17 protein-coding genes are annotated in these 23561 nt (G+C 67.5%); 13 read left to right on the top strand and 4 right to left on the bottom strand.

Translation table 11 applies throughout. The annotated features are described in order from the left end of the window. Positions 1-18: 18 nt before the first annotated feature. The 3 genes from purT to HYG77_RS08845 all read left to right on the top strand — a co-directional run bounded on the left by purT (position 19) and on the right by HYG77_RS08845 (position 2560). The gene (purT, locus tag HYG77_RS08855) at positions 19-1230 is read left to right on the top strand and encodes a formate-dependent phosphoribosylglycinamide formyltransferase (RefSeq protein ID WP_208962435.1); all 1212 of its coding nucleotides are present in this window, start codon (positions 19-21) and stop codon (positions 1228-1230) included. After that, complete coding sequence (locus tag HYG77_RS08850; protein ID WP_109327573.1) at positions 1227-1709, top strand: DUF456 domain-containing protein; 483 nt, start codon at positions 1227-1229, stop codon at positions 1707-1709. The genes purT and HYG77_RS08850 overlap by 4 nt, the downstream gene beginning before the upstream one ends. 74 nt (positions 1710-1783) lie before the next feature. Next, entirely contained in the window at positions 1784-2560 is a 777-nt protein-coding gene (locus HYG77_RS08845) for a hypothetical protein (RefSeq protein ID WP_208962434.1), read from the top strand. A gap of 13 nt (positions 2561-2573) precedes the next feature. Here the strand turns inward: HYG77_RS08845 and HYG77_RS08840 are convergent, their stop codons facing one another. Together HYG77_RS08840 and HYG77_RS08835 are read right to left on the bottom strand one after the other, a co-directional pair. Continuing rightward, on the bottom strand, positions 2574-3329 hold the full coding sequence (locus tag HYG77_RS08840; protein WP_109327577.1) for an amidohydrolase family protein: 756 nt from the start codon (positions 3327-3329) through the stop codon (positions 2574-2576). 92 nt (positions 3330-3421) lie between these two features. Then, positions 3422-4813 carry an FAD-dependent oxidoreductase gene (locus tag HYG77_RS08835; RefSeq protein WP_109327579.1) on the bottom strand — a complete coding sequence of 464 codons (1392 nt, stop codon included), beginning with the start codon at positions 4811-4813 and terminating at the stop codon, positions 3422-3424. 257 nt (positions 4814-5070) lie between these two features. Between HYG77_RS08835 and HYG77_RS08830 the strand changes: the two genes are divergently transcribed. The 3 genes from HYG77_RS08830 (at position 5071) to HYG77_RS08820 (ending at position 7224) form a co-directional block, all read left to right on the top strand. Further along, the gene (locus tag HYG77_RS08830; RefSeq protein ID WP_208962433.1) at positions 5071-5517 is read left to right on the top strand and encodes a hypothetical protein; all 447 of its coding nucleotides are present in this window, start codon (positions 5071-5073) and stop codon (positions 5515-5517) included. 67 nt (positions 5518-5584) lie between these two features. After that, on the top strand, positions 5585-6004 hold the full coding sequence (locus HYG77_RS08825; protein WP_109334910.1) for a rhodanese-like domain-containing protein: 420 nt from the start codon (positions 5585-5587) through the stop codon (positions 6002-6004). Continuing rightward, entirely contained in the window at positions 6001-7224 is a 1224-nt protein-coding gene (locus HYG77_RS08820) for an O-succinylhomoserine sulfhydrylase (protein WP_109327583.1), read from the top strand. Before HYG77_RS08825 ends, HYG77_RS08820 begins: the two co-directional genes overlap by 4 nt. 24 nt (positions 7225-7248) lie before the next feature. On the opposite strand, the gene HYG77_RS08815 is transcribed toward HYG77_RS08820, so the two are convergent. Together HYG77_RS08815 and HYG77_RS08810 are read right to left on the bottom strand one after the other, a co-directional pair. Beyond that, positions 7249-8028 (bottom strand): HAD-IIA family hydrolase, encoded by a 780-nt coding sequence (locus HYG77_RS08815; RefSeq protein WP_109327585.1) that lies wholly within the window; start codon positions 8026-8028, stop codon positions 7249-7251. A gap of 79 nt (positions 8029-8107) precedes the next feature. After that, complete coding sequence (locus HYG77_RS08810; protein ID WP_159920023.1) at positions 8108-8875, bottom strand: sulfite exporter TauE/SafE family protein; 768 nt, start codon at positions 8873-8875, stop codon at positions 8108-8110. 173 nt (positions 8876-9048) lie between these two features. Between HYG77_RS08810 and HYG77_RS40640 the strand changes: the two genes are divergently transcribed. The 7 genes from HYG77_RS40640 (at position 9049) to HYG77_RS08780 (ending at position 23546) form a co-directional block, all read left to right on the top strand. Beyond that, the gene (locus HYG77_RS40640) at positions 9049-9183 is read left to right on the top strand and encodes a hypothetical protein (protein ID WP_280123300.1); all 135 of its coding nucleotides are present in this window, start codon (positions 9049-9051) and stop codon (positions 9181-9183) included. Positions 9184-9227: 44 nt separating this feature from the next. Beyond that, positions 9228-9527 (top strand): phosphopantetheine-binding protein, encoded by a 300-nt coding sequence (locus tag HYG77_RS08805; RefSeq protein ID WP_109327589.1) that lies wholly within the window; start codon positions 9228-9230, stop codon positions 9525-9527. Then, the gene (locus tag HYG77_RS08800; protein WP_208962432.1) at positions 9524-10621 is read left to right on the top strand and encodes an acyl-CoA dehydrogenase family protein; all 1098 of its coding nucleotides are present in this window, start codon (positions 9524-9526) and stop codon (positions 10619-10621) included. The genes HYG77_RS08805 and HYG77_RS08800 overlap by 4 nt, the downstream gene beginning before the upstream one ends. Next, positions 10618-11622, top strand: coding sequence for a 3-oxoacyl-ACP synthase (locus tag HYG77_RS08795; protein ID WP_208962431.1), 1005 nt, complete (start codon positions 10618-10620; stop codon positions 11620-11622). The genes HYG77_RS08800 and HYG77_RS08795 overlap by 4 nt, the downstream gene beginning before the upstream one ends. A gap of 5 nt (positions 11623-11627) precedes the next feature. Next, positions 11628-12662 (top strand): HAD-IIIC family phosphatase, encoded by a 1035-nt coding sequence (locus HYG77_RS08790; RefSeq protein ID WP_109327595.1) that lies wholly within the window; start codon positions 11628-11630, stop codon positions 12660-12662. Continuing rightward, positions 12659-14239: an amino acid adenylation domain-containing protein gene (locus tag HYG77_RS08785; protein WP_208962430.1), complete on the top strand. Its 1581-nt coding sequence runs from the start codon at positions 12659-12661 to the stop codon at positions 14237-14239. Before HYG77_RS08790 ends, HYG77_RS08785 begins: the two co-directional genes overlap by 4 nt. Before the next feature lie 166 nt (positions 14240-14405). Next, positions 14406-23546: a non-ribosomal peptide synthetase gene (locus tag HYG77_RS08780; protein WP_244373551.1), complete on the top strand. Its 9141-nt coding sequence runs from the start codon at positions 14406-14408 to the stop codon at positions 23544-23546. The last annotated feature ends 15 nt before the right edge of the window (positions 23547-23561 follow it).

Here is a 23561-nt window from a genome sequence, read left to right as displayed (position 1 = left end):
ACGCATATAGTTGTCGCCATGCGGAAACAGGCACCCGAGCGGTTCGGTACACCTCTGACGGCGGGCGCGATACGCGTGATGCTGCTCGGGTCGGGTGAGCTGGGCAAAGAAGTCATCATCGCCCTGCAGAGACTCGGTGTCGAGGTGATCGCGGTCGACCGGTACGACAATGCGCCCGGGCATCAGGTCGCGCACCGCGCGCACACCGTCGACATGAGCGATCCGGATGCGCTGTTGCGTCTCGTCGACGCCGAAAAGCCGCACTTCGTTGTTCCCGAGATCGAGGCCATTGCCACCGACGCGCTGGCCACCGTAGAGGAGTCCGGTGCCGCCGTGGTGATCCCGACCGCGCGCGCCACCGCGCTCACCATGAACCGGGAGGGGATACGCCGTCTCGCGGCCGAGGAACTGGGACTCCCGACGTCGCCGTACGAATTCGCCGACTCGCTGGACGCAGTGCGTTCCGCTGTCGAACGCATCGGTGTGCCGTGTGTGATCAAGCCGGTGATGTCCTCGTCAGGGAAGGGGCAGTCGACCGTCCGCGATCTCGCGGACGTTGACAAGGCTTGGGAATACGCACTTTCCGGCGGCCGGATCAATCACGGACGCGTCATCGTCGAGGGGTTCGTCGACTTCGACTACGAGATTACCCAACTCACCGTTCGGGCCGTCGGCGCGGACGGTGAGGTGCACACCGCCTACTGCGAGCCCATCGGTCATCTGCAGGACGCCGGTGATTACGTGGAGTCGTGGCAGCCGCAGGCGATGAGCCCGGTAGCGCTCGCCCGCGCGCGGGAGATAGCGGGGACGGTGACCGCGGCGCTGGGAGGCAGGGGAGTGTTCGGTGTCGAACTGTTCGTCAAGGGTGACGACGTCTATTTCTCGGAGGTGAGCCCCCGTCCGCACGACACCGGCTTGGTAACTCTACGCACTCAACGCTTCTCGGAGTTCGAGCTCCACGCCCGCGCAGTACTCGGGCTTCCCGTCGACACCACGCTCACCGCGCCCGGCGCGTCCGCGGTGATCTACGGCGGCAGGGACGCAGTCGGCATCGGTTTCGAGGGTGTCGCCGAGGCGTTGGCCGTACCGGAAACCGACCTACGGCTGTTCGGGAAACCCGAAAGCTACGTCCGTCGGCGCATGGGAGTGGCCGTGTCCACGGGACCCGACGTCGAGACGGCGCGCAGCAGGGCGCGCGAGGCCGCGTCCCGCGTTCGTCCGGTCGAATGAGCACGGGAGCAGAGGCGCTCGTCGGCCTCGTTATCGTGATCGGGTTGATCGGTATCGTCATTCCGGTACTTCCCGGAACGATACTGATCTTCGCCGCAATCCTCGTGTGGGCCATCATGTCCGGCACCGCTACCGGGTGGGCCGTGTTCGCCGCTGCCACGCTGTTTCTCGTGGTGAGCGGCGTCGTGAAGTACACCTGGCCCGGTAGACGGATGCGCAGTGCCGGCGTGCCCAACATGTCGCTCGTCGCCGGTGGACTGACGGGGATCGTCGGGTTCTTCGTCATCCCGGTGGTGGGCCTGTTCCTCGGCTTCATCGCGGGAACGTATGTGGCCGAGCTCTACCGGCTGCGGGCGCACAACCGTGCGTGGGCGTCGACCTGGCACGCGTGCAAGGCGGTCGGGCTGTCGATGCTGATCGAACTGCTCGGCGCCCTGATCGCCTCCGGTGTCTGGCTGGCGGCGGTGGTTGCGACTTAGGGGTATCCAGACGCAGTCGTCACCTGCAAGTATGGAATGCGGAACGAGATCTCCCACCTAGCGGAGGAACGCCCGTGCATACCAAGACGACCTGGTTACTCGGTCCCCTCACTGTCATCGTCCTGGCCATGAGCGGCTGTGGGGACGACTCGTCAGGCTCGTCGGCGGCGAGCGACACCAGCGCCGCCGCCTCGGCGACCACCACCGCGAGCACCACCGCGGCAGCGGCCGCCCTGATGGAGCAGATCCCCTCCCCGTTCGTAGAAGAACCCCAGCTCGAGAGAACCTTCCTCGGCGCGGTGGACGATTCGGACGCCTATGTTGCTGTCGTCACGTCGGGTAGCGACGCTGTCGCATTCCTGTGCGACGGCGACGACATGTGGATGTGGATGTCCGGAACGATGGACGGTGACCGGCTGGCATTGACCGCGCCGGACGGGTCGTCGCTCACCGGCACGATGAGCGACGGAAAGGTGTCGGGGACGGTCACCGGTGCGGGCATGACCGACAAGGCGTTCGAGGCCGCACCCGCGGCGGCCGATGAAGGCCTCTACCGCGCCACCACCAACCGCGACGGTGCCGACTACACCCTCGGTTGGATCATGCGCACTGACGGGGTTCGGGGGCTCGAACGGCAGGCCAACGGATCTACCACGGGTGGCATCGCCGTCGACCGGAACGACGACGACATGGACGAACGCAATCGGGAGCGGCGGCAGGAGCGCAGGGACAACGATCAGGCCGCATGCGAGCAGATGGGCGGATACAACGACTGGCTGGCCTCACAACCGCAGACACCGCCGGTCAGCGAGATGATGTCGATGAACAGCATGCAGATGGAAGGCTGCTAGCAGGGTCCGTGTTCTAGCAGGGGCCCTGTTCGGAGCTGCAGCGGTACCACTCGCGTGCGTTGTCGCCCATGACGGCATCGAAATCGTCTCCCACCGCCTCCGCGACTATGTCGATGTCGCTGTCCTGGAACACTCTTCGTGAACGGCTGCCGGGGAGATCGGTGCCGAACATCAGTGCCCGGGGGTTGACGGCGTGAATTTTGCGGAGGACTTCACACACGTCGTCGATGGTGGTTCTACCGAACCCGGTTGCTTTCACGCGTGCGCCGCGGTCGACGAGATCCAGTAGGTAGGGCAGCCCGCGGGTCGACATGCCGAGGTGATCGATACTGACGGCGGGCAGCTTGGCGAACACCGGCTCGAGCGACAACAGGAGGGTGGCGTCGACGTAGAACTCGGCGTGCCAGCCGGCGAGTTCGTACGCGCGCAGTGCCTGCTTGGTGAGGAGCTTCAGATCGGTCGCGCTGCGGCGGAGGTTGAACCGGACTGCCCGCACGCCGGCAGAGTCGAGTCGCAGAATGTCATCATCGGTGGCGTCGGGCTCGAGGTGTGTGACGCCGACCCAGCTGGGGCCGAGTTCTTCCAGCGCGGCAATCAGATAGCTCTGGTCGGTGCCTTGGTACGACGCAGTGACCACGGCGCCACCGTCCACGCCGAAACCTTCGGTCCGTGCACGGTAATCGGCAATGGTGAAGGGGTCAGGCAGGTAGCCGTGATTCTCGAACACCGGGAACCGGGGATCGATGATATGCACGTGGGCATCAAACACGGTTCAATTTTGCCTTGTCGCCGGTCTACCACGCGTGGAGGGAGTGCGAAGGGAGCCTCCCGTGGGGGGCTCCCTTCGCTGATGCTCGACGATCAGGCCTTGTCGGGCTCGCTGGCCTTGAGCATGTCTTCGCGTTCGACGACCTTGATGCGCTCGCGGCCCTCGGGCTCACCGAGGCTGCGCTCGTGCGCGTCGAGGCGGTACCAGCCCTGCCAGGTGGTGTACGGAATCTGCTTGCCCTCGAGGTACTCGATGATCGCGTCCTCGGACGGGTTGGCCGGTTCGGCGAAGGTGGGCCGGTCCTCGAGCAGGTTTGCCACGGTCTCGTTGGCGTCGCCCTTGGTGTGCCCGATCAGGCCGACGGGGCCGCGCTTGATCCAGCCGGTGACATAGGTGGCCGGCATGAACCGGGCGGCACCCTCGGCCGAGTCGTCGGCGATGACGCGTCCGGCCTCGTTGGGGACGGTGCCGGCCTGCTCGTCGAACGGCAGCTTCGCGATGTTCTGCGACAGGTAGCCCACCGCGCGGTACACGGCTTGGACGTCCCAGTCGTTGAACTTGCCGGTGCCCTTGACGTTGCCGGTGCCGTCGAGCTGGGTGCGCTCGGTGCGCAGACCGACGACCTTGCCGTCCTCGCCGAGGACCTCGGTGGGTGATTCGAAGAAGTGCAGGTACAGCCGGTGCGGCCGGTTACCGACGTCGCGGATGGCCCAGTCCTGCAGGGTGTTGGCCACCATGTCGACCTGCTTGGAGTTGCGGCGCGCCTGCTCCGAGCCCTCGTCGTAGTCGATGTCCTCGGGGTCGACGATGACCTCGATGGTCGGGGAGTGATCGAGTTCGCGCAGCTCGAGGGGCGTGAACTTGGCCTGCGCCGGTCCGCGGCGGCCGAAGACGTGGACCTCGACGGCCTTGTTGGCCTTGAGCCCCTCGTAGACGTTGGCGGGGATTTCGGTCGGCAGCAGCTCGTCGCCGGTCTTCGCGAGGACACGGGCGATGTCGAGGGCGACGTTGCCGACGCCGAGGACGGCGACCTTCTCCGCGTCGAGCGGCCAGGTGCGCGGCACATCGGGGTGACCGTCGTACCAGGAGACGAAGTCGGCGGCGCCGTAGCTGCCGTCGAGGTCGATGCCCGGGATGTTCAGGTCGCGGTCGGCGTTGGCGCCGGTGGAGAAGATCACCGCGTCGTAGAAGTTGTGCAGGTCTTCGAGGGTGATGTCGGTGCCGTAGTCGATGTTGCCGAGCAGGCGCACCGACGGCTTGTCGAGCACCTTGTGCAGGGCGGTGATGATGCCCTTGATGCGCGGGTGGTCGGGGGCGACGCCGTAGCGGATCAGACCGAACGGTGCCGGCATCCGCTCGAACAGGTCGATGCTGATCCCGCCGTCCGAGGCGGCATCAGATTTCATGAGTGCATCGGCAGCGTAGATACCGGCGGGGCCGGCACCGACGATCGCTACGCGCAACGGACGTGTCTGATCAGTCATCTGGAGCGAACTACCTTCTGATGGGCGGACAACGGATTTTCAGCTTAAGTTAAGCCCAGCCTAATCGGGTGGCCGAGGTGTGGCGTCACGCCCCTGCCCGGCGGGGCCCGCACTCGGTGGCGCCGAGAGAGCTGGGCGGCTCCCATTGTCTGGGCTTGCGAATGTCGTGGGTAGTCGTCTCCCGCTTGGGGGGTCACAAACCAGATTTGTACCAGCTGCTCTATACACTGCTGACCACGCCGAAACGAAGGGAAGTCATGTCCGATCCGAGCGAATCGCCGCACAACGCCGCGGGGGACGACCCGGAGGATCCCCGGCGTACCACTGCCACACCGTTCATCGCCGCCGTCGCCCTCGTCGTAATCATCCTGGTCGCGATCGTCGTCGGCAGTATTCTCTCGCCCGCCGACGAGAACGTCACCGAGGCTGACCGCATCAACCGCTCGGTGGCCGATTACATCCAGGCCCGCAATCATGACGACGCCGACCTGCAGAAGTCGTTGGTGTGTTCTACCTGGTCGGACGACCGGTCACTGCTCGCAGGGCGCGAAGGGGAGATCACCCTGCAGGGTGTCGACTCCTCCGAGGTGAACGGCGACCGCGCCCGGGCGGAGGTGCGGATCACGGCCGAGGACGGTCGTGGTGAGGCGACGGATACCTGGCAGCTGACCCGCTCCGGCGACAAGTGGGTCGTGTGCAATTGATGCGTGCCCAGAAGAGGGCCGCTTGCCCGGGAGGGCATCGAAAAGAGGGTTGTGAAAAGCTGACATGGTGAGTTACGCAGGCGACATAACGCCGGAGCATGCCTGGGAGCTGCTTCGCGACAATCCCGACGCTGTGCTGGTCGACGTACGAACAGATGCCGAATGGAAATATGTCGGTGTTCCCGATACGTCCTCACTGGGCAAGCAGCCGGTGCTGATCGAGTGGGTGAGCTATCCCCACGGTGCGCGCAACGACAATTTTGTGGATCAGTTGAAGGAAGCCGGGATCACCGGGGGCGAAGACGCACCCGTCATCTTCCTGTGTCGATCCGGTCAGCGTTCCATCGGTGCGGCGGAGGCCGCGACAGCGGCGGGCATCGGCCCGTCGTACAACGTGCTCGACGGTTTCGAAGGCGCCTTGGACGCCGACGGTCATCGTGGGGCGGTCGGCTGGCGGGCGCTGGGCCTGCCGTGGAGGCAGTGGTGAGTGCAATTCCCCAGGGCGGCGCGTTTCAGAAGGCGCTGCCGGACGGCATCGGTCAGGGCACGATCAGTGTGCGCGGCGGAACCCTCCGATCAGGCTTCGAGGAAACGTCCGAAGCGATCTTCCTGAATTCGGGCTTCGTGTTCGAGAGCGCGGGAGCGGCCGAGGCGTCGTTCACCGGCGATATCGACCACTTTGTCTACTCGCGTTACGGCAACCCGACCGTGAAGATGTTCGAGGAGCGGCTCCGTCTCATCGAGGGTGCGGAAGCGTGCTTCGCCACCGCGAGCGGGATGTCGGCGGTGTTCACCGCCCTCGGTGCCCTGCTGAAGGCCGGCGACCGCCTGGTGGCGGCACGCAGCCTGTTCGGGTCCTGCTTCGTGGTGTGCAACGAGATCCTGCCGCGCTGGGGTGTCGAGACGGTGTTCGTCGACGGCGAAGACCTCGACCAGTGGGAGGAGGCCCTCTCGACGCCGACCACGGCAGTGTTCTTCGAGACGCCTTCCAATCCGATGCAAACGCTCGTGGACGTGCCGCGCGTGGTGGAGCTGGCGCATGCAGCAGGTGCCAAGGTCGTGCTGGACAACGTGTTTGCTACACCGCTGCTGCAACGCAGCCTCGATCTGGGAGCTGACGTCGTCGTCTACTCCGGGACCAAGCACATCGACGGTCAGGGGCGCGTGCTCGGCGGTGCGATCCTCGGATCACAGGAGTACATCGACGGTCCGGTCCAGAACTTGATGCGTCACACAGGTCCGGCACTCAGTCCGTTCAACGCCTGGACGCTACTCAAGGGCCTGGAGACGATGCCGATCCGCGTGCGGCACTCGGTCGGCTCCGCTTTGCAGATCGCGCGGTTCCTCGAATCGAATGCCGCGGTCGAATGGGTCAAGTACCCGTACCTCGAGTCCCATCCCCAGCACGAGCTCGCCAAGCGCCAGATGAGCGGCGGCGGCACGGTGGTCACCTTCGCGCTCGCTGCCGCCGAGAACGAGGCCAAGAAGCGTGCGTTCGAAGTGCTCGACGCGCTGCGGCTGGTCAACATTTCGAACAATCTCGGTGACTCCAAGTCGCTCATCACCCACCCCGCCACCACGACCCACCGGGCAATGGGACCCGAAGGGCGTGCGGCAGTGGGAATTACGGACGGCGTCGTCCGGCTCTCCGTCGGACTCGAAGACACCGAGGACCTACTGTCCGATCTCGAGCACGCGCTGAGCTGACTACACCTCGGACCCGGCCCGAAGTCAGACCGAGGTTTCGGCCCGATCGAACGGATCCGAGGTGCGCCCGACGAGATCGGCCACGGACTTGAGGACTGCCGTGGGGCGGTACGGGAAGAGCTCGACCGAATCGCGCGTCGAGATACCGGTCAGCACCAGAATGGTCTGCAGCCCGGCTTCGAGCCCGCACACGATGTCGGTGTCCATGCGATCGCCGATCATCAGGGTGTTCGCGGAGTGCGCCCCGATGGCACGGAGCGCGGAGCGCATCATCAGGGCGTTCGGCTTGCCCACGTAGTAGGGGTCGCGGCCGGTGGCCTTGCTGATCAATGCGGCAACGGATCCGGTGGCAGGTAACGATCCCTCCCGGGACGGTCCGGTGGGATCGGGGTTGGTGGCGATGAAGCGAGCACCTCTCTCCACCAAGCGGATTGCGGTGGTGATCGCCTCGAAGGAGTACGTGCGGGTCTCACCGAGCACCACATAGTCGGGATCGTTCTCGGTGAGGACGTAACCGATGTCGTGCAGTGCGGTGGTGAGACCGGACTCGCCCACCACATAGGCGCTGCCGTTCGGCCGCTGGCTCGCCAGGAACGTGGCGGTCGCCAAAGCAGACGTCCAGATGGATTCCTCGGGAATGTCGAGTCCCGTGCGGAGAAGCCGGGCGCGGAGGTCGCGGGGTGTCCTGATGGAGTTGTTGGTGAGCACGATGAACGGGATTTCGGCTTCGCGGAGCTCGGCCAGGAAGAGGTCTGCCCCCGGGACCAGGTGTTCTTCGTGAACGAGAACTCCGTCCATGTCCATCAGGTACGTCCAGCCGGGGTTCTCTACATCTGTTGTGCTCACCGACCCAGTATGAGGCAGCACCAGGCGGCGTGCGCGACTACGCCAGGAGCCGGCCCAGCCCGATCAGGCCGACCACCACGATGGTCACCCGGAGTGCGGCGGGGGACAGGCGACGGCCATAGCGGGCCCCGAGCACTCCGCCGAGGAGCGAACCGACCGCGATGAGGCCCGCGGCGGCCCAGCTGATCCGGTCGAAGGCGACGAGCGTGTACGCGAGCGCGGCGACGATGTTGACGAGCAGGGAGAGCAGGTTCTTCGCGCCGTTCATCCGCTGCAGGCTCTCGGGGAGGATCGCCCCCATTACACCCATCAGCAGGATGCCCTGCGCTGCGGTGAAGTACCCGCCGTACACCCCGACCGCGAACGTGCCGGCCGTCAGCAACAGCAGACGCGGCCGGCTGAGGCCGGCTTCGTGGCTACCGCGCTCCTTCGCCCACGCCTGGATCCGCGGCTGCAACACCACCAGCACGAGCGCGAGGACCAACAACACAGGGACGATGAACTCGAACACCGATTCGGGCAGGTGCAGCAACAACCATGCGCCGAGAATCGCACCGCACAGTGATGCCGGGATCTGCCAGCGCAGCCGGGACCCCTGCCCGGCCAGCTCTCGCCGGTAACCCCAGGTGCCGGAGACGCCGCCGGCGACCAATCCCACCGCATTCGACATCGTGGCGGTCACGGGTGGAAACCCGAACGCCACCAGGGTCGGGAAGGTGATGAGCGTGCCGCTGCCGACGACCGCGTTGATCGCACCTGCGCCGATGCCGGCAACGAGGATCGCAATGGCTTCGAGTGGAGTCACCGGGGCGACGTTACAAGGGACGCCTGGCACCCTGCGCCCGGGTTCCGGAGACGCGCGCCGTGGAGAGGTGCCCACCCCATCCAACCTCATGGCGCGGCCGGTGTCAGCATTTGCACGCAGCCTGATCCGATTGCGTGGGTTTTCGGGTTTTCCTGTGTGGCAGGCGAATCTACGTGCTTTGCATCACCGAGGCCAGCCGTGTGCGCACCTATGCGGCCGCGCGGTCGTGGTCGTGGATGAGCCCGCGCGCGACGGACGACGACGCGGCGGGCCGGGAATGGGACTTACCCCGACTACTCGCTGCCTGACACCGCGATGGTTGAACGCTGGTCCAAGTGGGCATCCCCCGCTCATGGACACAGCACACGCCTCTGTGCCCGAGCCTTCTGACGGGTTGGTCGAGCAGTTACGGCAGTACCTCAGTTCGATCACGTCGACGGATCTCGGACCCGACGACGACTACTTCACGTTGGGCCTGGTGAGTTCTCTGCGGGCCCTGGAGATCGTCACCTACATCGAGGGCTCCCACGACGTCGTGGTCGAGGTGGAGGACCTCGACCTCGACAACTTCCGCACCGCTGCCCGTGTCGCCGAGTTCATCCGAAGGAAGCGGGGCGAGCAGGTTCGGGCCACGGACGGGGCGTCGCCGTGATCGGGATCGACACTCTCGTCGCGGCAGCGGAGACGGATGCGGTCGCATGGGACGAGTCGGGGCTTCCCACCGAGGTGATCGACGCCGCCGCCCGGGCCGGTGTCCTGGGTCTGGACCGGGCCCCCGCCTGCAAAGGCCTCGGCCTGAGCGCAGCCGAACTGGGCTCGGTGGCGGAACGACTCGGAGCTGTCTGCACGTCGCTGCGGTCGCTCCTCACGGTGCAGGGAATGGTGAATGCCGCGCTCGACCGATGGGGAAGCGCCGAACAACGGGAGGAGTGGCTGCCGGTGCTGACCACCGGTGAGCTCCTCGCCGGGTTCGCGGCGACCGAGGCCGGTGCCGGAACCGAACTCTCCTGCGTGGCCACCACCTTCGACCCCGCCGGTTCCGATTACCGGGTGTCGGGCAGGAAGCTGTGGGTCACCTACGGCCAGGTCGCGGACGTACTCCTGGTCCTCGGACAGACGTCCGGCGGCCTCACGACCGCACTCGTCGAAACGAGTTCGCCGGGGGTCACCGTGGAACCGGTACACGGGCAGCTCGGCATGCGCGGTACACGGGTGGCGCACATCGAACTCGACAACGTGTCGATACCCGCGACCCACGTCATAGCGCCGCCGGGATTCGGTCTGTCCCACGTCACCGGCACAGCCCTCGATCACGGCCGGTACACCATCGCGTGGGGGTGCGCGGGGATGGCCCGGGCGTGCCTCGCCGATGCGGTGGCTCATGCCGCGACCCGGGTGCAGGGCACTGCCGTGTTGTCCGAGCAGGACGCGGTGCGGTCGATGATCGGCCGCGGTTGGGTCGAGGTCGCTGGTGCGCGCGCCCTCTGTGAACGCGCCGCGCAGGAACGCGACGCACGCGAGCACACCGCCCTCTTCACCACCGTTGCCGCCAAGTACGCCGCTGCGCGCGCAGCCGTGACGCTGAGCCAGCAGGGAGTCCAGATCCTCGGCGCCACCGGATGCGCCGGAGACAGCAGGGTCGGCCGATTCTTCCGGGACGCGAAGGTCATGCAGATCATCGAGGGCGCCACCGAGGTCGCCGAATTGCAGATCGGTGAGTACGTGCTGGCCGGCGGTGTTCGATGATTGCCCCCGTCGCCCTGCACTCGATCGCGCTGTGGTTCCCGGACGACGAGGTCACCGTGGCGGGTCTGCCGGAACTCGATCAGCTTCCTGTGGCGCAGCGCGAGCACGCCCTGTCCCTCGGCATCGACACCGTTCGGATCGGCATCGGTCAGTCCGAGTCGGACATGGCTCACGCCGCCGCCACCGCGTTGCTGCGCGCAGCGGACATCGACCCGACCCAGCTCGATGCCCTCCTGCTCGTGCAAGGGAGGGTTCCGCAGTATCTGCTCGCCTCCGAGGCCACCCGGCTGCAACACCGGCTCGGCGCGACTCAGGCCTTCACTACCGGCGTCGGTGACCTGGGCTGCGTTTCCATCTCCGCGGGATTCGCACTGGCGTCCGCGCTACTTCGGGGAGACCCCCACTGCCACAATGTTCTGGTCGTCGCTGCGGCGAAGACGCCCACGCGAGCCCGCTACCGCTCACCGATGACACTGCTCGGGGACGGTGCGGCCGCGGTGCTGCTGACGACGTCGGGGACCGGGCGATACGAACTCGTCGACCAGATCGTCCGCAGCGACGGGAAGTACTCCGACCTGTTCCGAATCGACTACCGGGACGTGCGCGAGGCCGACTGGACCGAGGAATGCACGGATGAGCCGACGTACTCGTTCCGGCTGGCCGTCGAGAGCCGGAAACGCTTCACCGACATCAATGCTGCGCTTCTCGGACGCAACGGTGTGGAACACGACAGGGTGGGGACCTTCCTGATGCAGAACCTTTCGGCCGGTGCGTTCGCGTTCTGGCAGGAAGCCCTCGATGTGCCCATCGACCCGGTGTGCCGCGCGAACCTGGCCCGGTTCGGCCACCTCGGATCCGTCGACGTCGCGCTCAACCTGAAAGCCGCGGCTGCGTCGCAGCGGCCGGGGGACTATGCCGTACTCATGAACAGCAGTCCTGTCGCGGCGTGGAGTAGCGCACTCCTGCGGCGACTGCCGGATCCGACCGGGAACGGGAAGTAATTGCGATGGAGCAGACCGTCAAGTGCGTGGTCTGGGACCTCGACGACACCATCTGGGACGGGGTGGTGCTCGAGCAGGATGTCCCCGTGCCGAAGGTCGAAGTGCTGCGCACGCTCGACGTGCTCGACCGCCGCGGCATTCTGCACGCCATCGCGAGCCGCGGAGAGTTCGAACCCGCTGTCGCTCATCTGCGCGCCCATGGCCTCGAGGAACTGTTCTGCGCCGTCGACGTCGGATGGGGGCCCAAATCCGGTGCAGTGCGGCGGATAGCGGAGACGCTGCACATCGGTCTCGACACGGTGGCCTTCGTCGACAACGATCCGGTCGAGCGCGCGGAAGTCGCCGGGGCGTTGCCGTCGGTGCGGTGTTATCCGGCCGAGAGTATCGCTTCCTTCCCCGATCTGCCCGAGCTGACTCCGGAGTCGATCACGGCCGAGGCAGCGGGGCGCCGCGCGCTGTACCGCGCCGAGCGGATCCGGCAGAGCAGTGAGGAGGTGTTCGCGGGGTCGAGCGCCGAGTTCCTCGCCTCGCTGGGCTTGGTGATGACCGTGCGCAGGGCAGAGGACGAGGACCTGGCGCGGGCACACGAACTCACCGTGCGTTCACATCAACTCAACACCACCGGTCGCACCTTCGGCATCGACGAACTCCGCAGACTGTGCCGTTCGGATCGCCACGAGGTGCTCGTGGCTGCCCTGGAGGACCGTTTCGGTGGATACGGAACCATAGGACTCGCCGTGTCGGAGTTCCGTGGAGACGACTCGGTGCTCCAGTTGCTGTTGATGTCGTGCCGAGTGATGTCCCGCGGAGTGGGCGCGGCCCTGATCCAGCATGTCGTCGACCGGGCGCGGGCGCGGGGACAGCAGCCCTGTGCGGAATTCGTGGCCACCGAGGTCAACCGCGTGATGCTCGTGACCCTGCGTTTCGGTGGGTTCGAGGTCGCCGCGACGGACCACGATCGGTTACTGCTGCGGCACAATGGCATTGCTCACGGTGGACCGAACACCGATCACGTCCGCATCGTGAGCGCGGTGCCATGAGCGCCTGGTGTCCGGGTGACGAGGTGATCGCGGGGATTCTCGAGCAATGCTCACGGGTTCCCGGGCGGATCGCGATAGCGGTGGGGGATCGAGCCCTGACCTATGCCGAGCTCGATTCGGCGAGTGCGGAACTCGCCGCCGAGCTGGTGTCGACCGGCGTGCGGCCGGGCCTGGTGGTTCTGATCTATCGGAAGCAGAGCACCGACACGATGGTGGCGATGATCGCCGCCCTGCGGGCGGGCGCCGCCTGGTGCGTCATAGAACCTGGCCACCCGGCGATGCAACTACGCGCCCTGCTGTCGGACGTCGACTACGGGGCCATCGTGTTCGATTCCTCGGATCCGGCCACCTCCACGGAGGGTGTCGGTGCCCTCGCCGGTGAAGCCGGTGCCGGCGTGCCTGCATTGATCGACCGGCACCGGGAATCACCGCCGCGGTCACGTGCGATCGGCCTTCCCGAACGCGTCCCCGCAGGCGCTCCCGCCTATGTGATCACCACCTCGGGAACGACCGGAGTTCCCAAAGCCGTCGTGGTCACCCGCGCCAATCTGGCGAGCATGGTCGCGGGGCGGAACTACGACTACGAGGAGTCCGATCTAGTCACCTTCTCCGCGTTTCGTCTGACGTGGGACGGCGCCCTCCTGAAGACGATCTGGGCGCTCTGCACCGGCGGCACCAGCGTGCTCCCCGATGCGGGCGGTATGCGCAATGCCGAGGCCGTCGCAGCGCTCGCAGGGAAGTGGCGGGCAACCCACCTGGCCGCGACACCGTCGTTCTACCGCCTGCTGCTGCCGCACCTCGCTCCGCTCCGCTCGCACCTGCAGTGGGTGACCCTGGCCGGCGAGGCGCTTCCCGCGACGCTCGTCGAACGGCACCGCGCCGTGCTGCCGGGCGTGCCGCTGGGCAACGAGTACGGGCCCACCGAGACCACCGTCAGCTGCGTTGCGCACCGGGTGCGTGAGCTGCCCGCGTCGATCGCCCCGATCGGCAGGCCGCTGGGTGCGACGACGGCGCACATCCTCGACGCGAAGCTGGTTCCCGTGCCGCCGGGAACGGTGGGGGATCTTTACCTCGGTGGTCCCCAGATCGCGGCGGGATACGCCCATCGCCCCGCGGGCACCGCAGCCCGCTTCGTGGCCGACCCGTTCGCCACCGATCCCGGTGCCCGGATGTACCACGCGGGTGACCTCGCACGCGTCGATGTCCGCGGCGACATCGAGTTCTGCGGACGGGTCGACGGTCAGGTGAAGGTGCGGGGAGCGAGGGTGGAGCGGCACGCGGTGGAGTCGGTGCTCGAGAGTCACCCGGCGATCCGTCAGGCGGTGGTGCTCGCGACCGTGGACGAGTACGGCGACACCGCCCTCACCGCGTTCTGGGTTCCCGCCCAGGCGGCGACCCTCCTGCCCACCACCCGCGACCTGATCGCGCATTGCGCCGAGCGTCTGGTCGCGCAGGCGGTGCCCGCCCATTTCATGGCGCTCGGCGCCCTTCCCCTAGCGGCGAGCAGCAAGGTCGACGAAGCGGCGCTGCGGACATTGCTGGAAAAGTCCGAGATGAACGGCGGTGGCGGCGGTTGACAGTGTGCTGGATTGGAGGCAGTCTCGATCTTCTCGGGGATTTCGTTGCGTGGTCAGGGTGAGGGCAGGTAGTCCGTCACCGTGGTTGATTGCTCCCGGATGCGAAGGCGATGGGGGCCTTGGCTGGGATGCGATTGCGATGGAGCGACGAGCAGCGAGGGGGTCGGTGGGCGAACCCGCCTGTGTCGCCGACACTCCCGCCCGTTTACCCGCTTCACCAGCCTCACCGTTTCCACTGTCCGCCGCGCAGTACGAGGCCTGGTTGGCGCAGCAGCTCGCACCGGACGTGCCGTTGTGTATCGCGCAGTATGTGGAGTTGCACGGAAACCTGGACGTCGATCTCCTCAGGTCTGCCACGGTGGCCGCCGCCGACGAGTTCGGGTCGCCGTTCCTGCGTCTGATCGAAATCGAGGGCCGCCCGTTCCAGCTGGTCGACCCTTCGACGGACCGATCCATCGGGCTGGTCGACTTCCGCGGAGAGGTCGACCCGGAAGACGCGGCTCGCCGGTGGATGCGGGCGGACTTCGCCACGCCGATCGACCTGACCCACGACCGCCTCGTCGAATCCTCGATTCTGCGGGTCGGCGACGAGCACTACCTGTGGTACAGCAAGATTCATCACGTGGCGCTGGACGGCTACGGCGCAATGACGATGCTCAACCGGATCGCGGCCCGATACAGTGCCGCGATTGCGGACCGGGAGCCGCCACCGAATGAGGCTGTCGATCCCCGGTACCTCCTCGACATTGATGAGCAGTACCGATCGTCGAGCCGCTTCGCCGCGGACCGCCAGTTCTGGGCCGAGCGAATCGCCGGACTCGGTCCTGCACCGAGCCTGGCTCGCAAGGCCGCACCCGCGGTGGCCGACAGCACCGACATCGCGGGACCGCTGCCCGAGGCGGCCGAGCGTGCGCTGCGCGAGGCCGGGCAGCACGGCACGGCGACAATCATCGCCGGGTTCGCCTGCTACCTCGCACGCATGACGGGACGCCGGAACGTGCTGGTCACTATCCCGGTGTCGGCGCGAACGACAGCGGTTCTGCGACGTTCGGGCGGCATGGTGGCCGGTATCGTGCCGCTGCCGGTGGAGATCCGCACCGAAGACACGGTGGGCGAGTTGGTCGAACGAGTCCGGCTCGACCTCCTGGGTGCCCTGCGACACCAGCGTTTCGGGCTCGGGGACATTCGCCGCGACGCAGGGGCGGGCGCCGCCGACACGCTGTCCGGGCCGATGGTCAACGTGATGCTCTTCCATCAAGAGCTGAGGCTCGGCACCCTCGTGGGCGAGTACCACATCGTCACGTCCGGGCCGGTGGAAGATCTGCTCGTCGACGTGTACCAGAGCGGTGCGCCGGTGAAGACCTTTGTCCACTTCCTGGCGAATCCGAACCGGTACGACGCCGAGGAGGTCGGTGCCCACCACTGCCGGTTCGTGGAACTGCTCGACGAGTTCCTCCGGGCGGACGCGGACGCCGCGATCAGCACCGTCCACCACGACACCGCCAGATTGGATTTCTGGACACGGACGCTGGCGGACGCGCCGCCGCTGATCGAGCTGCCTGCCGACCGGCCCCGGCCACCCCGGCCGTCCGGGCGCAGCGCCGCCGTGGAGGTGGCGATCGGCGCAGCTCTGCGGCATGGGCTGACGACGTTCGCGGCCGAGTACCGCACCGACGTGTTCACGGTGGTCCACGCTGCACTCGCTCTGCTGCTGTCGCGGGTAGCGCGTACCGCGGACGTGGTCGTCGGAACCGCGGTGGGCACGGAGGTGCAGGTGTCGCGGACCCGGGTGCGCGGCAGCGAACCGTTCACCGAGTTGGTCGAGAGGGTGCGGAACTCGGCACGAGAGGCGGCCGCTCACCGCGGCGTGTCATGGGAGCAGATCGTGGACGCGCTCGACCCGCCGCGGTCCCGATCACATGCGCCACTGTTCCAAGTGCTGCTCGACTACCGAGACCGAGGCCGGGACCTCGGCGATCTCGACCTGCTGGTGACCGTGGACGAGCGTCATGATCAGGTCCGATTCACCTATGCCGCAGACCTGTTCGACGCCGATACAGTCTCGGGCTTCGGTCATCGGCTGCTCCGACTCGCGGAGGCCGCCCTCGATGACCCGTCCGTCCCGGTCGGCGACATCGATCTGCTCGCGCCGGCCGAGTACACGCTTCTCCTCGAGTGGTCGACGCTCCCCACGTCGCCCCCACGTCGGACGTTGACCGAGCTGTTCGCAGTGCGGGCGGCGGGCACACCTGATGCCACCGCGGTCGTGGCGGGCGACGAACGGCTCTCGTACGGCCGGTTGGACGCCCGGTCCAATCGCCTTGCCCGGCAGCTTCTGTCGAGGGGGGTGGGTCCGCAATCCCTGGTCGCGGTCGCGGCACCGCGGTCGGCCGCGCTGGTGGTCGCGCTGGTCGCCGTCGTCAAGGCCGGTGCGGCGTATCTCCCGATCGACGTCGATCACCCCGGTGAGCGGTCGGCGCTCGTGCTCGACGACGCCCGACCAGTGTGTCTTCTCGCCACGCAGGACACCGCAGCGGCACTGGCGCCGTCGAATATCCCTGTCTTCCTGCTCGATTCGGAGGAAGCCGAGCTCGATACCGTTTCAGCGCTGCCGGTGACGGACGCCGAGCGGGCGCCGATCAACCCGGATTCGCTGGCGTACGTGGTCTACACGTCGGGATCGACGGGCAGGCCGAAGGGCGTGGCAGTGTCGCATGGCAACGTGGTGGCCCTCTTCGCGAGCGCCGAGCAGCTGTTCCGGTTCGACGGCACCGACGTCTGGACGATGTTCCACTCACCGGCGTTCGACTTCTCCGTCTGGGAGCTGTGGGGCGCTCTGCTCCACGGGGCGACGCTCGTGGTCGCCGACTTCGACACCACCCGTTCGCCGGCACAGTTCCTCGAAGTGCTGCGCCGCGAACGGGTGACGGTGCTGAGCCAGACGCCCACGGCGTTCGCCCAGCTGATCGATGCGGAAGCCACGAATGAAGGCGCCGGACCACTCCCGCTGCGATACGTCGTGCTCGGCGGTGAAGCGCTCGACCTCGGGCAGCTCGCACGCTGGTACTCGCGGCACGACGACAACGCGCCCGTACTCGTCAACATGTACGGCATCACGGAGACGACGGTGCACGTCAGTCACCTTCCCCTCGACCCGGAGTTCGCAGCCGCCGCATGGACGAGTGTGATCGGGCGGGCCATTCCGGGTTTCCGCGTATCGGTGCTCGACCCGCGACTCCATCCTGTGCCGGTGGGCGTGGCCGGCGAACTGTACGTTTCGGGACCGCAGGTGGCGCGCGGCTATCTGGGCCGCGCCGGGCTCACGGCATCCCGTTTCGTCGCGGACACGTCCGGGTCGAGCATGTACCGGACCGGTGACGTGGTGCGGTGGCGCCGGGACGGACATCTCGAGTACCTGGGGCGCGATGACCAGCAGGTCGAGATCCGCGGATTCCGCGTGGAGCTCGGCGAGGTGGAATCGGTGCTGGGCCGCTGCGACGGGGTGGCGCGGGCGGTGGTGACGCTGCACCGGAACGAGGTGACCGGCCCGGCCCTTGCCGCCTACGTGGTACCCGAACCGGGGGCGCTCATCGACCCGGGGGCCGTCCTCGAGGCAGCGGAATCCGCTCTTCCCTCGTACATGGTTCCCGGGTCGGTGACCGTTCTCAACCAGCTGCCGCTCACCGTCAACGGCAAGATCGACCGGGCGGCGCTCCCGTCTCCGGTAGTGCAGGCCCGTGCCGACTTCGTCGCACCCGGCTCTGCCGTCGAGGAGGTGCTGGCGGCTGTCTTCGCGGAGTTGCTGAACGTGCCGTCCGTCGGTATCGACGACGACTTCTTCGGACTGGGCGGCAACTCGCTGGTCGCCGCCAGGGCCGCGGCCCGAATCCAGACCGAACTCGGCGCGGGTGTGGGCGTGCGCGACCTCTTCGAGGCCCCGACGATCCGGTTGCTGGCGACTCGCGTGGGTAGGGCTGCGACGACGACGCGGCCACCGCTGGTCCCGACGGATCGCTCCTCACCGGTGCCGGTGTCCCTCGCGCAAACGCGGATGTGGTTTCTCGACCAGTTCGACACGACGTCGCCCGCCTACAACATTGCAGCGGCCTTCCGATTGCGCGGGCCTCTCGACGCCGCCGCGCTGGAGGCCGCATTGACCGATGTGGTGGACCGTCACGAGATTCTGCGGACCGTGTTCCCGCTGGCCGGAGACACCCCCGTGCAGTCGGTACTCCCGGTGAGGGACGCCATGCCGGGCCTCCGCGCGGTGGCGGTGACAGGAGAAAGCGAACTGCGCCAACGAATCTCGTCGGCCTTGGCGACAGGCTTCGATCTCACGACGCAGGTGCCCTTGCGGGCGGAACTGTTCGAAGTCGGGCCGAGCGAGCACGTCTTCGCTCTCGTAATGCACCACATCGCGGCGGACGCGCTGTCCCTGGGCCCACTCGCCCGGGATGTGACAGCCGCCTACGCGGCTCGGGTGGCCGGCCACGCGCCGCGGTGGGAACCGCTGCCCGTGCATTACGGCGACTACAGCAGGTGGCAGCGGGCGCTGCTCGGATCGGAGGACGACCCCGACTCCATGATGTCCCGGCAACTCGCATACTGGCGTTCCACGCTCGCCGATGCGCCGATCGTGGCGGATCTACCGCTCGATCGTCCTCGTCCGGAAGTGCGGTCACTCGCCGGGGCGGGCGTGTCGTTCACCGTCGACGCACGCCTGCACGAGCGGCTGCGGGACCTCGCGCGAGAACACGAGGTGACAGTGTTCATGGTGTCGCACGCGGTGTTCGCAGTACTACTCGGGAACCTGACCGGCACGAGTGACGTGGTGATCGGGTCGCCGGTCGCCGGTCGCAGCGAAACAGTCCTCGACGACCTGGTCGGGATGTTCGTCAACACTCTCGCGCTGCGGACCCCGGTTCCCGGCTCCGCCTCCTTCGCGGACCTGCTCCACACCGTCCGGGACCGTGATCTGGAGGCGTTCGCGCACGCCGACGCGCCCTTCGAGCGGGTGGTGGAGGCGCTCGACCTCCCGCGTACCACGTCACACGCGCCGTTGTTCCAAGTGTTGTTCGAGTTCCAGGACGTCGAACGGCCGACGCCGGCCCTGCCGGGTCTCACGGTGGAAGAGGTCGATCTCGGCGTGTCCGTGTCGACCTTCGACCTGCAACTGACGTTGATCGAACAGTTCGCCGAGGACCGCTCCCCGGCGGGAATGAGTGGTGGCTTCACCTACGCCACGGATATCTTCGACGCTGGGACCGTACACGCGTTCGCCGAACGGTTCGTGCGTCTGCTCGACACGATCGTGGCATCGCCCGACGTTCCACTGGCGCGCATCGATGTGCTCACGCCCGACGAGCGGGGGGCACTGGTTCCGGTCGGCGGACACCCTGCCGAAGCGCCCCGGTTGCTGCCGGACATTCTCTCTGCCGCGGCGCAACGCGATCCGCATGCCATCGCGTTGTCCTACGGCAACGCGGTGATGTCGTATCGCGAACTCGACGACTGGTCGAACCGGCTGGCCTGGGTGCTGATCGATCGCGGAATCGGCCCGGAAGACCAGGTGGCGATCGGCCTCGTCCGGTCGGTGGAGTTGGTGGTGTCGGTGTGGGCGGTGGCGAAGTCGGGGGCATCCTTCGTACCGGTCGATCCGAGTCTGCCGCAGGCGAGGATCGCCGACATCCTCGCCGATTCCGGCGCGGTCGTCGGTTTGACGGTCGCCGAACAGCGCGACCGGATGCCCGACGGTGTGGAGTGGCTACACCTCGACTACCCGGGTCCGTCGCGGCGGTGGCGGTCCCATCCCATCACGGACGGCGACCGGGTCGCCGCGCTGCGACCGGAACATCCCGCCTATCTGATGTACACGTCCGGGTCGACCGGAACGCCGAAAGGTGTGGTGATCACCCACACGGGGCTGCAGAATCTCACCGTCGAGCAGCACATCCGGTATGCCACGACCGCCGCCTCCCGGGTTCTCAATCTTGCGGCGCCCGGATTCGATGCGTCGATGTTGGAGTACCTCATGGCCTTCGGTGCGGGCGCCCGACTGGTGATCGCGGCACCCCACGTGTACGGCGGCGACGCGCTGACGGATCTGCTCGCCTCCGAGCGCATCACGCATGCCTTCGTGACCCCCGCCGTGCTCGCCACGGTCGATCCGCGCGGCCTCCACCTCCTCCGCACCCTTGTCGTCGGCGGGGAACGCTGTCCACCGGAGTTGCTCGACCGCTGGGCATCCGGGCGCACCCTGCTCGTCGCCTACGGGCCCACGGAGACGACGGTGGTGTCCAACATCGGGGCCCCGATGGCGCCCGGCGACCCCGTGCGGATCGGGCGCCCGATCCGCGGTATCCGCGAACTCCTCCTCGACGGGTGGCTGCGCCCGGTTCCCGTCGGAGTGGTCGGTGAGCTGTACATGCTGGGGGACGGGTTGGCCCGCGGTTATCACCGGAAGCCCGGTTCGACCGCCGCGTCGTTCGTGGCCAACCCGTTCGACCGCGCGGGCTCGCGAATGTACCGCACCGGCGACCTCATGCGGTGGACACCCGAGGGACTACTCGAGTACTTGGGCCGCAACGACTTTCAGGTGAAGTTGCGTGGACAGCGGGTGGAGCCGGGAGAAGTCGAGGCGGTGCTCACCCGCTGCCCCGGGGTGGCGCAGGCGGTGGTCACGGTTCGCCGCACCCCGGCCGGCCAGGCTGTGCTCGCCGGCTACGTCACGGCGAACGAGCATGCGGATCTCGACAGCGCAGAAGTCCTGCTCTTCGCCGGATCCGTCCTTGCGCCATTCATGGTGCCGGCCACGGTGACCGTCCTGGATCGAATGCCGCTCGGCCCCAACGGAAAGGTCGACAGGCGGGCACTCCCGGATCCCGAGCTCGCACCGCGTGTATTCCGGGCGCCCACCACGCCGTTCGAGTCGATGGTTGCCGGCATCTTCGCGGAAGTGCTTCGAAGCGGTGCCGTGGGCGCCGACGACGACTTCTTCGCGTCGGGTGGCAACTCCCTGACAGCCACACAGGTCGTCGCGCGGATCAACGCCGCACTGGGCGCGAGCATCGGGGTGCGCGACGTGTTCGAGGCCCCCACAGTGCGGGCCCTGGCTGCGCGGATCGAGGGCAGAGGCGCTGACGACCGGCCCAGATTGACGGCGGTGCAACGGCCGGACCCGCTCCCGCTGTCGTGGGCGCAACACCGGATGTGGCTACTCAACCAAATCGACACCTCCTCGCCCGCCTACAACATCGCGATGATGGTGCGGCTCTCGGGAACACTCGACGTGGACGCGCTCGCCGCCGCACTCTCGGATGTGGTGGTCCGGCACGAGACGCTGCGCACGCGGTATCCCCACGGGGTCGCGGGGCCCATCCAGGTGATCACCGACGCGCACGACGTCGCGGGGCTCACGGTGGTGACCACGGGAGAGGCACCCCTGTCGGAGTTGGTGTCGACAGGGTTCGACGTGGCCGCCGAAGTCCCGATGCGAGCGCGACTGTTCGAGTACAGCGAGCGCGACCACCTGCTCGTCGTCGTGGTGCACCACATTGCTGCGGACGGATTCTCGATGGTCCCGTTGGCGCGGGATGTTCTCACGGCGTACACCGCCCGAGCCGCGGGCCGCGCGCCGGGGTGGGACCCGCTGCCGGTCCAGTACGCCGACTACACCGTGTGGCAGCGGCAACTGCTGGGTTCGGAGGACGACGCCGACTCCCTGATGTCCCGGCAACTGGTCTACTGGCGAGCCGTCCTCGCCGATGCGCCGGTGGTAACCGAGCTACCTGCGGATCGGGAACGGCCGCCGCATCGATCCGGTGCCGGCGACCGGTGGACGTTCACCATCGACGAGGACATGCACAGGGATGTCGTAGCGCTTGCACGGTCGCGGCACTGCACCGTTTTCATGGTGGTGCACGCGGCGTTCGCGCTACTTCTGTCCAGGTCGGGGGGCACCCGCGACATCGTGATCGGATCGCCCGTCGCCGGACGCGGAGAGGCGGACCTCGACGACGTCGTCGGGATGTTCGTCAACACCCTCGTCCTCCGGACCGAGGTCTCGGGAACGTTCGCCGATCTCCTGGGGCGGGTCCGCGACACCGACCTCGCTGCATACACCCACGCCGATGTGCCGTTCGAGAGAGTGGTGGAGGCATTGAATCCGCCGCGCTCGCAGTCGCATTCGCCGCTGTTCCAGGTGCTGCTCGAATTCCGGAACACCGAGTACCCCGCGCTTGCGCTCCCACACCTCGATGTCGAGGTGCTCGAACCCGAAGTCACGGTGTCCCTGTTCGACCTGCAACTGACCCTTCGTGAGCGCCACGACGAGTCCGGGTCGCCGACCGGGATGACCGCTGCCTTCACCTACGCCACCGACCTCTTCGACGAGCAGACCATCCACACCCTCGCCGACCGATTCACCAGAATCCTCTCGGCCGCAGTCGCGGAGCCGAATATCGCCGTCGACGAGATCGATCTCCTCGCTCCCGCCGACCGGCGGCAGCTCCGCGAACACAGCTTGGCCGCAGGCACTTTCGTTCTCGATTCCCGGCTGAATCTGGTGCCCGAGGGGGCGACGGGAGCGGTATACGTGGCCGAGTCCGCGGCGGACGACCTGTCACCGCGGGCGGCGGCCACCACTGTCGTCGCCAATCCGTTCGGTGCCCCCGGATCCCGCATGGTCTGCACCGGCCGGCTCGCTCGGTGGACACGGTCGGGACGCCTCGTCGGCGTCGACGGCTCCCCGCTTCACTCGATTCCGGACATCATGATGACTCACCCCGCAATCCGCGAGGCGGTCGCGCTGACGACGGCGGCGGGTATCACGCTGTTCTGGGTTCCGGCGGCAACTGCGGCCGTCCTGCCGATGCCCGAGGATCTGAGCGCATTCGGTGCCCAGCGACTCGAATCCCGACTCGTGCCCGCGCAGTTCTTCGCGCTCGGTGCGGTGCCGCGCACCCCCGACGGCAAGGTCGACGAGGATGCACTGCGTGCACTGATTCCGGAGGCGCAGGCACCCGACCGCACGTCACGACAACGGTGGACCGAGGTGCAACGCGCCGTCGCCGAGGAGTGGGCGGCCGTGCTAGGGCATGACGACTTCTCGCGCGAGGACGGGTTCTTCGACGTCGGCGGCAACTCTGTCCGTGTCGTGGAACTTGCGCGGCGGTTCGAGGACCGGTGGCCGGGCGCTCTCCGGGTGGGCCGGCTTTTCGACGTCGTCACGGTCGCCGCGCAGGCCGAGGTGATCTCGCACTCTGCCGAGGCAACGCAGGTCCGCGCGCCCGCTACCTACGAATTCTGACCGAACTTCTGACCA

The sequence above is a fragment of the Rhodococcus sp. ZPP genome (assembly GCF_017656075.1).
Taxonomy (GTDB): Bacteria; Actinomycetota; Actinomycetes; order Mycobacteriales; family Mycobacteriaceae; genus Rhodococcus_F; species Rhodococcus_F oxybenzonivorans.
This window is presented reverse-complemented; position numbering and strand designations above follow the sequence as displayed.